This is a genomic window from Myroides phaeus, from assembly GCF_009799805.1.
Classification (GTDB): domain Bacteria; phylum Bacteroidota; class Bacteroidia; order Flavobacteriales; family Flavobacteriaceae; genus Flavobacterium; species Flavobacterium phaeum_A.
In genome coordinates this window covers 784,386-796,496 of the sequence record NZ_CP047050.1, presented here as the reverse complement: position 1 = coordinate 796,496, position 12,111 = coordinate 784,386, and the positions used below count along the sequence as shown (strand labels likewise).

The following is a 12,111-nucleotide window of genomic DNA, read 5'->3' as shown; positions in this document are numbered from 1 at the left end:
TTGAAGTAAAGAATTTACATTTTGAAGCAATTTATATATAGTATAATGGTCTCGTTGGCACTTTTTTCGTGTAAAAACACAGAAGAGCCGACTATTGAACCACAAGTAGAAGATGAGAACGCAGAAGAGGTAGTTGCCGAGTTATATGGTTTTAATTTGAAAGACTATGTATTAGTTGAAGATACCATTCGAAGCGGTGATAATTTAGGAAAGATTTTTGGTAATAATAATCTAAATGCTACTGAAGTACATGATATTGTTTCGAAGGTAAAAGACACGTTTAATGTTAAAAATATTCGTGTAGGACAGCCGTATGCATTAGTGAAATATAAAAAAGAAAAAGAAAAGCTTGCTGCTTTTGTGTATCATCCAAATATTTCAGGTTATCAAGTTATCGATTTGAGAGATACTATTCACGCATATACAAAAACTTATCCAGTTACCATAAAAAGACGTACCGTTGCTTCTACAATTGATGGTTCTTTATCATTAAGCCTTAGCAAAGAAGGAGTTGACCAATCGTTAGCAACTAAGATGTCACAAATATTTGCTTGGTCAATAGACTTTTTTAAGTTACAGCCAGAAGATAGGTTTGCTGTAACCATTGAAGAGAAGTATATAAATGATACTATTTATGTTGGTATTTCTAAGATTGATGCAGCATATTTTAGATATAGAGGAAAAGATCTGTATTCATTTCCATATAAAAGAAATGGTGCAAAAGGTGTTGATTATTATGATGAAGAGGGAAGACCAATGAAGAGTATGTTTTTAAAAGCTCCTTTAAAATTCTTTAGAATTACATCAAAGTACTCTAAAAATAGATTTCATCCTGTACAGAAAAGATGGAAGTCTCATAATGGAACGGATTACGCTGCTCCAACGGGAACACCAATTATGTCAACAGCATCAGGTGTTGTTGAAAGAGCTGGTTATACCGCAGGAAATGGTAACTTTGTGAAGGTTCGACATAACGGAACATATTCGACTCAGTATTTACATATGTCAAAGATATTAGTTAAGGTTGGGCAGTACGTTGATCAAGGACAGACAATCGGATTAGTCGGAAGTACAGGGTTAGCAACTGGACCGCATGTGTGCTATCGTTTTTGGAAGAATGGGGTTCAAGTTGATCCAATGGGGCAAGCATTACCGAATTCTGAGCCAATGGATAAAAAAAATATTCCTGCGTTTAAAGAGCATATTAATCCTTTGAAAGCGGAATTAGATAAAACGATTAGTGAGAAGTTTAAAGAAGAATAAGAATATAAAAAGCTAATGTTAAAAAGTATAAATCCGTCTGGGACTCAGTCTTGGAAAGAGTTGAGAAATCATTTTGGAGATATGGAGTTTGTTCAAATGCAAAAACTTTTTGAGAAAGATCCTCAAAGAGCTAATAGTTTGAGCGTTAAATGGGAGGAGTTTTTGTTAGATTATTCTAAGAATAAAGTTACAGATGAAACATTGTCGTTATTGTTTGACTTAGCCAAAGAAGTAGGCTTGAAAGACGCGATAAATGCAATGTTTGACGGTTTTAAAATCAATGCAACAGAAGATCGTTCTGTATTGCATACAGCATTACGTGACTTCTCTGATAATAAGAAAATTGAGATTGAAGGAGAAGATATATTATTAGATATAAAGGGAACTCGTAAGAGAATTAAAGATTTTACAGAGAAAGTTTTAAATGGAGAGTACTTATCAGCGACTGGACAGAAGTTTACAGATGTAATTAATATTGGTATTGGAGGATCTGATTTAGGTCCTAAGATGGTTGTAAATGCATTAGTGAATTATAGAAATGATTTAGGAATTCATTATATATCGAATGTAGATGATGATTATTTGCATTCAGTTTTAAAACAATTAAATCCAGCTACAACATTAGTTTTAATTGTTTCTAAAACCTTTACTACTCAAGAAACAATTGAAAATGCTAAACGTATTAAAAGTTGGATTGAGAAGGAACTCGTTGGAAAAGATTTTAACAAACACTTTATAGGTGTATCTGCTTCAGTTGAAGAAGCTGAAGAATTTGGACTATATAAAGAGAATATTTATCCAATGTGGGATTATGTTGGAGGAAGGTTTTCTTTGTGGAGTGCTGTTGGTTTGTCTGTGGCTTTAGCAGTTGGATATGATAATTTTGAAGCTTTATTAAAAGGGGCTTATGAAATGGATAATCATTTCCAAAGCGCGGAATTCGAAAGTAATTTACCTGTAATAATGGCGCTTTTAAGTGTTTGGTACAATAATTTTTATGGATATGAAACAGAAGCTGTTGTTCCGTATAGTCAGGTATTAGAAAAGTTTCCTGCTCATCTTCAACAAATGATAATGGAAAGTAATGGAAAAAATAAAGATAGAAGTGGAATACCTGTTAATTATCAAACAGGAACTTTGATTTGGGGAGAAGTAGGTGTTTCTGCACAGCATGCTTTTTTTCAGCTATTTCATCAAGGAACAAAAGTTATTCCAATTGATTTTATTGGTTTTGTTAATCCTTTTGTTGAAGGAAATTCAAGTCACGATATTTTAATGTCTAATTTTTTTGGACAAAGTGAAGCATTATTAAAAGGTAAATCTGGAGAGGTTTATGAATCAGATAATAGTGAGTTTTTAAGTAATTTTAGAGAGTTCTGTGGTAATAAACCATCAAATACATTGTTGATTAGTAAGTTAACGCCTAAAAACTTAGGGGCATTGATTGCTTTATATGAGCATAAAACCTTTGTACAAGGTGTAATTTGGAATATTTATAGCTTTGACCAGTTTGGTGTAGAGTATGGAAAAGTTTTAGCTAAAAATATTCAAAATGAAATAAAAACCAAAAATATCAGTAAACATGATAGTTCTACAGTGTTTTTATTGGATTATTATCTGAATAATAGAAAGTAGAATAAGTCTAAATTGTAATGCAAGTTAAAATTTAATGATAAGGTAACATTGAATATCGATGTTTTTGTACATTTGTGCCGAAAATTAATTTTATCACTTACACTTACAAAATGAAAAACTTGAAGAACTGGATGCTGATGATGGTAATGATTCTTACCTCAGTATCCGCACTTTCACAAAACAAGATTACTGGTGTTGTAATCGATGGTGAGTTCCAATCGGGATTACCAGGTGCAACAGTAATTGTTAAAGGAACACAAAATGGAACATCTACAGATATGGATGGAAATTTTGAATTAAATGTTTCTTCAGATAAAGGAGAAGTAGTATTCTCTTTTATTGGTTACCAGTCAAAAACTGTTTCTTTTAAAATTGGTGCTGACAAAAAAGCTAATTTAGGAAATATTGTTTTAGCTGCTGATGAGAATATGTTGGATGACATCGTTATTATGGGTGTTGCTGACGTAGCAAAAGATCGTAAAACTCCAGTTGCTGTTTCTACAATTAAAGCAGCTGTTATTCAGGAAAAAATTGGTTCTCAAGAATTTCCTGAACTTTTAAATACTACTCCTTCTGTTTATGCTTCTCAAGCTGGTGGAGGATTTGGAGATTCAAAACTTAATATTCGTGGATTTGATCAAAAGAACATCGCTGTAATGGTTAATGGTATGCCTGTTAACGATATGGAAGGTGGATCTGTATATTGGTCAAACTGGGCTGGAGCTCAAGATATTGCATCTGCTGTTCAAGTTCAAAGAGGATTAGGATCTTCTAAAATTGCTATCTCTTCTGTAGGAGGAACGATGAATATTATTACAAAAACATCAGATATGAAAGAGGGAGGATCTCTTTCTGCAGGTGTTGGTAATAATGATTATTTTAAAGGATCTGCATCTTACAATACAGGTATTTTAGAAAATGGTTTATCCGCTTCTGTTTTAATGTCTTATACTCGCGGTAATGGATATACAGAAGGTACTGATTTTGAAAGTGTAGCATATTTCTTAGGATTAGGTTACCGTTCAAAAGATACTAAGCATAATATTCAATTTACTTTTACCGGTGCTAATCAATGGCACAACCAAAGTAGTACTAACCCTACAATCGCTGATTACTTAGAATATAGTGATAATGGTAAACCTAATAGACGTTACAATGCTGATTATGGTATGTATAATGGAAAAGGATATTCTTGGGCAAGAAACTTCTATAATAAACCTATTGCTTCTGTAAACTGGGATTTTAGAATAAATGAAACATTTACTTTAAATACTGTTGCTTATGGTTCTTGGGGCCGTGGAGGAGGAAATGGTGCTCTTGGAAGTATTAATGGAAAGGGACAAAGAGATAGTTTATTTAAAGATAATAATGGACATATCCGTTTTGATGACATCGCTGCATGGAATTCAGGAAAACATGTAGAAGGTTTTGGTAATGATAAAGTTATGGAAGATGGAGAATATTATTCAACATCAAGAAATGGTCTTGTACGTCGTACAAGTATAAACTCTCATGACTGGTATGGTACTGTAATGAACTTAAATGCTAAAATTAATGAGAATTGGAATTTTGATATTGGAGTTGATGCTCGTACATATGTAGGATACCATTTCCAAGTATTGGATAACCTTTTAGGGGCTCCAGGTTATATTGATATGGCTAATAAGAGTACTGGTAATCGTGTTATTACTGAAACTTATAATAGTAAAGCTCCAGCTAATCCTTGGCTTGATTGGAGTAAGAGAGAAAAAGTTGCTTACGACAATGATGGAAATGTTAAATGGTTAGGTGGTTTTGGACAAGTTGAGTATTCTAAAGACGCATTAACTGTATTCGTACAAGGATCTATCTCTAATCAATGGTTTAGACGTATTGATTATATGGGATATGACCGTAGAACTGAAAAAGGTGCTTCAGAATATAAAACTTCTTGGAAAAGTTTAGCAGGAGGAAGTGTTAAAGGAGGATTGAACTACAATATTGATGAAAATCATAATGTTTTTGTTAACTCTGGATATTTCTCTCGTCAGCCTTTCATGAATAATGGAGTTTATATTAATAATAGTAATACAGAAAACCCTAACTTAAAAAATGAAAAGATTTTTGGTTTAGAATTAGGGTATGGATTACGTTTAGAGAAATTTAGAGGTAATGTTAACTTATATCGTACGTCTTGGAAAGACAGAATTCAAAGAATTTTCGAAAGAGATGTATTTAATGTAGGTAAAAATGGAACTCAAACTCCTGGATATGCTAACTTATATGGTATTGAACAAATACATACAGGATTAGAAGTTGACTTTATTTATAATCCAATTGATCGTTTAGACATTACAGGATCTTTATCTTGGGGTGATTGGAAGTACAAAGGGAACGTAAGTGCTGATTTCTTGAATGAGCAAACAAACGACCCAATCTTAGGAGAAAATGGAAAACCAATGCAAAAAACTCTTTATTTAGATGGTGCTAAAGTGGGAGATGCTCCTCAGTTCATTTTAAATTTAGGTGCTGCATATGAAATTGTAGAAGGGTTAAAAGTTGATGGTAACTTCCGTTACAATGATAAATTCTACGCTGGAATTAACCCAACTGATTTTGGATCTAAAGATTCTAAAGGATCTATTTCATTACCTTCGTTTAATTTATTTGATGCAGGTTTATCATACAAAATGAAAGTTGGTAAAGAGAAACAAAATAGTGTTTCTATGCGCGTGAATGTTAATAACGTTTTTGATACTACTTATATTTCTTATTCAAGAACTAATATTCATAGTGGTGATTCAAAAGCGAATAATGTAAATTGGAAAGGTGTAGATACTGCAAACGAGGTTTATTTCGGAAATGGTAGAACATGGAACGTAACATTACGTTATAACTTCTAATAAGAATTTTATAATATATTTTAAAAGAGCTAATCATATGATTAGCTCTTTTTTTATGCGTTAAGTTTTTTAAAAGTTTTACCTTTAAAAATGAATTGTTAGATAAAAAGATGAATAGATTAAAATTAGGTGAAAGTGACTTAGAAGTACCAGAATTGTGTTTTGGTGGGAATGTATTTGGATGGACAATAAATGAAAAGGAGTCTTTGAGAATGTTAGATGAACTTCAAGAAAAAGGATTGACTTTTATTGATACATCAAATAACTATTCTCATTGGGCACCTGGTAATGTTGGAGGAGAGTCTGAAGCAATAATAGGTAAATGGTTTAAGGAGTCTAAAAAGCGTCACAATATAGTTTTATCAACTAAGGTAGGAGGAAGTATGAAAGATGTTCAACGAGGACTTAGTAGAGATAATATTAGAATGGGAGTAGAATCCTCATTAAGAAGGTTGAACACTGACTATATTGATCTATATTTTGCTCATCATGATGACTTGAATGTTTCTCAAGAGGAAACCATGTCTATTTTTAATGATTTAGTGCGAGAAGGAAAAGTACGTTATTTGGGAGCTTCAAATCTTGAAGTAAATCGCATTAAGGCAGCGAATGAATTGTGTAAAGAGAAAGGATGGACTAAGTATATAGCTATTCAGCCCTTATATAACCTCTATGATAGAGAGAAATATGAAAAAGAGTACTTACCCTTGGTTAAGGAAGAAAGCCTTGCTGTAATGAGCTATTTTGCGTTAGCAAGTGGTTTCTTAACAGGGAAGTATAAAACGCAAGAAGATATAAGTAACAGCCAGCGTAAAGAAATGGTAAAAGGTTATCTAAATGAAAGAGGCCTTCGTATTATAGAATCTTTGTCTGTTGTAGCAAATCGATATCAAGCACAAATAGCAGAGGTTGCAATAGCTTGGCAAATTCACAAACCAGATATTAGTACACCAATTGTGAGTGCTACGAATGCTAAACAATTAGAAAGTATTATTAAAGCAACTTCTTTGAAGTTGTCTATAGAAGATATGTTGTTCTTAGAAAAGGCAAGTGAGTTTGAATAATTCAAAAATGTCTTTCGTAAAGAAAAAAAAGCGGTTATCTACATCAGATAACCGCTTTTATTATTTAGTTTATTGTTGAACCGTTTTTCACAGTATCATTATCAGGATTTACGAAAACTAATTTTCCATCAGGATCTTCAGTCATTAAAATCATACCTTGACTTTCAACTCCTCTTAATTTTCTTGGAGCTAAGTTAGCAAGAACAGTAACTTTTTTTCCAATAACTTCTTCAGGAGAGAAATGTTCAGCAATACCAGAAACAATAGTTCTAACATCTAATCCAGTATCTACTTTTAAAACTAAAAGTTTATTTGCTTTAGGCATTTTTTCTGCTTCAAGAATAGTCCCGACTCTTAAGTCTAATTTTGCGAAGTCTTCAAACGTTGCAGTTTCTTTTTGTTCTTCTACTTTTTTGTTCTCAGCAGCATTAGCTTTTTTAGAAGCTTCTAAGCGGTCTAATTGTTTTTGAATCTCTTCATCTTCAATCTTAGCGAATAACAATTCAGCTTGTCCAATTTGGTGGTCTGCTGCAATCATTACTGTATCTTCAGAAACAGACTTCCAAGAAATAGGAGTACTAATATTTAAGATAGACTTCAATTTGTTAGCAGTAAATGGTAAGAAAGGCTCAGCAAGTGTACTTAATGCAGCAGCAATTTGTAAAGCTACATACATTTGAGTTTTTACTCTTTCTGGATTTTCTTTAATCAATTTCCAAGGTTCTTCATCAGCAAGATATTTATTTCCAAGACGAGCAACATTCATCAATTCAGACAATGCTTCTCTAAAGCGGTATCTTTCAACAGAACTCTCAATAACACTTGGGTACGCTCTTAATTCTTGTAAAGTGGCGATATCAACATCAGAAAACTCATTTGGATGAGGAACAATTCCGTTGTAATATTTATTTGTTAAAACAACAACTCGGTTGATGAAGTTACCAAAAATAGCAACTAACTCATTGTTGTTTCTTGCTTGAAAATCTTTCCAAGTAAAGTCGTTATCTTTTGTTTCAGGAGCATTTGATGTCAATGCATAACGTAAAACATCTTGTTTTCCTGGGAAATCTTCTAAATATTCGTGTAACCAAACAGCCCAATTCTTAGAAGTAGAAAGTTTATTACCTTCTAAGTTTAAGAACTCATTTGCAGGAACGTTGTCAGGAAGAATATAACTACCTTCTGCTTTCAACATGGCAGGGAAAATAACACAATGGAAAACAATATTATCTTTTCCAATGAAGTGCACTAATTTAGTGTCATCAGATTTCCAATATGGTTCCCAATCTTTTCCTTCTCTTTCTGCCCATTCTTTTGTAGAAGATATGTACCCAATCGGAGCATCAAACCATACATAAAGAACTTTTCCGTCAGCACCTTCAACAGGAACAGGAATACCCCAATCTAAGTCACGAGTTACTGCACGTGGTTTTAAACCATCTTCTAACCAAGATTTAACCTGACCATATACATTTGGTTTCCAGTCATTTTTATGACCTTCTAAAATCCATTCACGTAAGAATGCATCATATTGATCAAGTGGTAAAAACCAGTGCTTAGTTGATTTTAAAATAGGTTTAGAACCTGTAATAGTCGATTTAGGGTTAATTAAATCAGTAGCATTTAATGAAGTACCACATTTTTCACATTGGTCTCCGTATGCTTCTTCATTAGCACATTTTGGACAAGTACCTGTTACAAAACGGTCTGCCAAAAATTGTTGTGCTTGTTCATCATATAATTGTTCAGTAACTTCTTCAATAAATTTACCTTCATTATAAAGCTTTTTGAAAAATTCAGAAGCAGTTTGATGATGGATTGAAGAAGAAGTTCTTGAATAATTGTCAAAAGAAATACCAAAATCCGCAAACGATTGTTTGATAATTCCGTTGTATTTATCAATAACTTGTTGTGGAGTAATACCTTCTTTTTTCGCTTTCATAGAAATAGCTACCCCATGTTCATCACTTCCACAAATAAAAGCTACGTCTTTTCCTTGTAAACGTAAAAATCTTGCATAAATATCAGCAGGTACATATACTCCTGCTAAGTGTCCAATGTGAATAGGACCATTAGTATATGGCAACGCCGCTGTAAGCGTGTATCTTTTTGGATTTTGTATCATAAATCAATTATAGTTTTCTAAAAAACAATTCAAATAAGACTGCAAAAATAAGCATTACGAACGGAATACATCTATTTATTTTAAATCATCTTGTTTACAGTGTAGTTAACAAGAACAATTTATCGTCAAAATTATAGTGAATTGTTTTTCTAATATAGAATTCTGTGAAAAGGCAAGTTATTTGCTCTTTTCGTTTTGTATCATTTGTTTCATATCGTCATTCATTTCAAAACGTTGATTTGTTGAAGACGAGCTGTTTTCACCTGTTCCGTGCATCGGAATCTCCACAGTTTTATCAGTTTGTTCAGAAGCACTCTTTGACGATTCAGTAGTAGTACTTGTTGTAGACTCTGATTTCTTATCAGTACACGAAGCTATAAACACAGTTCCGATTGTTAGTAAAGTAAATATTTTTGTTTTCATGTTTATCATTTCTTAATGCACAAAATTACTATTTTCAAAATAGAATAGTTTATGAATCCGTAGAAGTATTACTATCTTTAATAATTTCAATAGAAGCTTTAGGAATAGTAAATTCACTACCTATAGATCCTGTGTCATTAGTTGTTTGTTGTTTTTTAATAAGCATAATAAACACGCAAGAAATAAGCCAATTAGCCCAAAATAAATAACCACCAGCGTGAAAGTATATTTTCATATGCTTATGTGACGTTGTTGTAAAGTCTTGAAATGTATAATACGCACCATATATACCAATACCAATTGCAAGAAGTATAATAGGGATATATATCCATTTAGACGAAAATTTTTTAAAAAGAACCAATATCAAAATCAGCATCAGTTGAATAGCAAAAATTACTAATGCTGTCTTCCAAACGGTTTTGAAAATTGTGTATTCTTTGTAAAACAGGCTAATACTTACTCGCCCTACAAAAGACATTTTAGAAAAGAGCATTGCAGATGCAAAAGACAAAAGCAATTGCGTAAAGATTAGAAACGTAATTTTTTTTGCCATAATCTAATTTGTAACCTTCCAACCATTTTCTTCAGAATACTTAAGTTTAAACTTTTTAGTGATGAACTTCGTATTCGGAGTTTTGTCTTTATATAAAAAAGCAAACGGTGTAAACTCTTTGTTTAGCATAACATTCGCAGTGGCTGTTTTCTTTCCGTTATTTTCAATTTGCACATTGCTATTTTTATCTAAGCGATAGACAACTGTTTTTACTTTCACTCTATCATTTTTTTGACTTAACACAAAAGGGTGAGACTTTTCAGCCATCTTTAAAGTAACATTCCAAATAGAGTCTTTAGACAACCATTTCTTTTTTGCAGTTTCTTCTTCAAATGAGATATAGCCCTCGTTTTCCAATTGTTTATAAAAAGTGATTAACTCTTTATCTTTTGTTGTTTTCAATCGCATTTTACCTATTTGAAAGTTATTGCTCTCATAAATAGGTTTCTCATTCAAATAGCTTTCAATTGTTGAGTACGCTTTTGAAGTATTGATGTTTTTATCATTACAACTCGTCAAAAATAGACCGAGACATAAAAGGATAAAGGCAACGTAGCTTTTCGAATTCATAATGAAAATTTTAATCAAAAATACAAAAAAAGCTTTTAGTTTGATGAAGTTTTTAAATGCTGTTATGGTATTGATATGTAGTAGTTTATGGGTATAAAAAAAGGCTACGTAATCGTAGCCTTTTTGAAAACATGAATTAGTTTCTAACCCAAAGTTCTATTTCTTTTTCAACAACTTTACCGTTTGAATTTGCACGAATAGTTATTGAAGATTTTCCTGTTTTGTCATTCGTATTGAAAATCAATTTATCATTTTCAATAACTGCTGTTCCAAAAGTGGAATCAAATTTAGTAATTGTTTTTTCAATCAATCCTAATGGAGAGTCTTGATCAACAATTATTTCACCAATAGAGACAGAGAATTCTTTATTTGGCTTAAGTACAATTTGATTTGGTAATATTTCAGGAGCATTATTATCTTGGAAGAAAGGCATAGAAGGGAACCAATAATGACCATTCTTATCATTTGCTTCTCCACCTTGCATAAACACTTCTCCTTTTTTAGCACCTGAATTTGATAAAATTCTTGTCCAATTGTATCCTCCGTTAGTAGCCCAACCATCTTTTTTGATTAAAAGGACAATGTCTCCATTAATAGGATCTACACGTAAACCAGCTCCATAGAAAGCAAGTTTATTACCATCAGCATCATTTCCTAATAGGTGAAAATCTGTATTTAATGTTCCGGTTGTAGTGTCAAATTTACCAACTTTGTTACCACCACCCCATGATCCAGCATCTGAAACCCAATATAAGGCATCTTCTTGCATACTTGCCGTAAATGAACCAGCATTCCACGCACCCCAAGTACCTGGTATATTCGATGGAGCAATGTCGTAAGATTTAATATCATTGTAGTCTTTTGGGTTGATGCGGATAAGTTCTTTTTCTTTTCCTGCCCAAATTACACCATGTCTATCAATCGTTAGCTGGGTATAATTACCAGCTAATGTTATTTTAACTTTATCTGTTTTTGTATCAATAATAACAAGACCTTTTCCTTGAACTACTGCATAAACTTTACCATCTGCATATACCATATTTCCAGTCTGACCAGCAACATCTGCTATTGTATCTACCGTTTTTAGGCTTTTAATATCAAAGATAGTTATCCCATTTGTAGTAGAGATGTATCCTTTTGAATCTGAAACACCAACAAAAGCACGTCCATCACCATTGATATCTTCAATTGTTTTTACTTCTTTGAAATTCTTATCAGTTATAACAAAACGGTTTCCTTGCTTAGATACAAAATAATAATAGTCGCCATAAGCTGTTGCATAAGCTAAGGTTATACCAAATTTCTTTCCAGAATTAGCGGCTCTATAAATTCGATATTGTGGTTGTAAATTATAGTCTAATTGGTTCACAGTACCTTCATCGTGTCCAAACCAATCTTCATTAGCAATATAAAAAGCAGTTGGTTTAATTAAAGGAGTAGCTGCCGTTGGTGGAATGATTCTAAAACCTTCATCATCACGAGTTGAGTTATCATCGCTATTACAAGCAAAAGTTAAAGCAAGTAAGCTCAAAGACATTGAGCGGAAAAGCACATTCTTAGTAAATATCATTTTTTGATTTTTGAGTTAATTCTGTT

The 12,111-nt window shown here is 32.5% G+C and carries 9 protein-coding genes; 4 read left to right on the top strand and 5 right to left on the bottom strand.

The window, feature by feature from the left end; all coding sequences use genetic code 11:
• The first annotated feature begins 21 nt into the window (after positions 1–21).
• The 4 genes from GQS07_RS03685 to GQS07_RS03670 all read left to right on the top strand — a co-directional run bounded on the left by GQS07_RS03685 (position 22) and on the right by GQS07_RS03670 (position 6,844).
• On the top strand, positions 22–1,263 hold the full coding sequence (locus tag GQS07_RS03685) for a M23 family metallopeptidase (protein ID WP_158209659.1): 1,242 nt from the start codon (positions 22–24) through the stop codon (positions 1,261–1,263).
• Positions 1,264–1,278: 15 nt separating this feature from the next.
• Positions 1,279–2,898, top strand: a complete 1,620-nt coding sequence (pgi, locus tag GQS07_RS03680; RefSeq protein ID WP_158209658.1) for a glucose-6-phosphate isomerase — start codon at positions 1,279–1,281, stop codon at positions 2,896–2,898.
• 110 nt (positions 2,899–3,008) lie between these two features.
• The gene (locus GQS07_RS03675; RefSeq protein ID WP_158209657.1) at positions 3,009–5,780 is read left to right on the top strand and encodes a TonB-dependent receptor; all 2,772 of its coding nucleotides are present in this window, start codon (positions 3,009–3,011) and stop codon (positions 5,778–5,780) included.
• Positions 5,781–5,890: 110 nt separating this feature from the next.
• Positions 5,891–6,844, top strand: a complete 954-nt coding sequence (locus GQS07_RS03670) for an aldo/keto reductase (RefSeq protein WP_158209656.1) — start codon at positions 5,891–5,893, stop codon at positions 6,842–6,844.
• Between the two features lie 64 nt (positions 6,845–6,908).
• Here GQS07_RS03670 and metG read toward each other — a convergent pair whose 3' ends face one another.
• The 5 genes from metG to GQS07_RS03645 form a co-directional block, all read right to left on the bottom strand.
• A complete protein-coding gene (gene metG / locus GQS07_RS03665) occupies positions 6,909–8,969 on the bottom strand; it encodes a methionine--tRNA ligase (protein ID WP_158209655.1) in 2,061 nt (686 codons plus the stop codon).
• 177 nt (positions 8,970–9,146) lie between these two features.
• The gene (locus GQS07_RS03660) at positions 9,147–9,392 is read right to left on the bottom strand and encodes a hypothetical protein (RefSeq protein WP_158209654.1); all 246 of its coding nucleotides are present in this window, start codon (positions 9,390–9,392) and stop codon (positions 9,147–9,149) included.
• Between the two features lie 49 nt (positions 9,393–9,441).
• Positions 9,442–9,945 (bottom strand): cytochrome d ubiquinol oxidase subunit II, encoded by a 504-nt coding sequence (locus GQS07_RS03655; protein WP_199269105.1) that lies wholly within the window; start codon positions 9,943–9,945, stop codon positions 9,442–9,444.
• Between the two features lie 3 nt (positions 9,946–9,948).
• Positions 9,949–10,515, bottom strand: a complete 567-nt coding sequence (locus GQS07_RS03650) for a hypothetical protein (RefSeq protein WP_158209653.1) — start codon at positions 10,513–10,515, stop codon at positions 9,949–9,951.
• Positions 10,516–10,651: 136 nt separating this feature from the next.
• Positions 10,652–12,085, bottom strand: coding sequence for a DUF5074 domain-containing protein (locus GQS07_RS03645; protein ID WP_158209652.1), 1,434 nt, complete (start codon positions 12,083–12,085; stop codon positions 10,652–10,654).
• Positions 12,086–12,111: the final 26 nt, after the last annotated feature.

Coding starts and splice junctions, on each gene's coding strand:
- GQS07_RS03655 (WP_199269105.1), bottom strand. CDS start 9,945: ATGGCAAAAAAAATTACGTTTCTAATCTTTACGCAATTGCTTTTGTCT.
- GQS07_RS03670 (WP_158209656.1), top strand. CDS start 5,891: ATGAATAGATTAAAATTAGGTGAAAGTGACTTAGAAGTACCAGAATTG.
- GQS07_RS03650 (WP_158209653.1), bottom strand. CDS start 10,515: ATGAATTCGAAAAGCTACGTTGCCTTTATCCTTTTATGTCTCGGTCTA.
- GQS07_RS03675 (WP_158209657.1), top strand. CDS start 3,009: ATGAAAAACTTGAAGAACTGGATGCTGATGATGGTAATGATTCTTACC.
- pgi (WP_158209658.1), top strand. CDS start 1,279: ATGTTAAAAAGTATAAATCCGTCTGGGACTCAGTCTTGGAAAGAGTTG.
- GQS07_RS03660 (WP_158209654.1), bottom strand. CDS start 9,392: ATGAAAACAAAAATATTTACTTTACTAACAATCGGAACTGTGTTTATA.
- GQS07_RS03645 (WP_158209652.1), bottom strand. CDS start 12,085: ATGATATTTACTAAGAATGTGCTTTTCCGCTCAATGTCTTTGAGCTTA.
- metG (WP_158209655.1), bottom strand. CDS start 8,969: ATGATACAAAATCCAAAAAGATACACGCTTACAGCGGCGTTGCCATAT.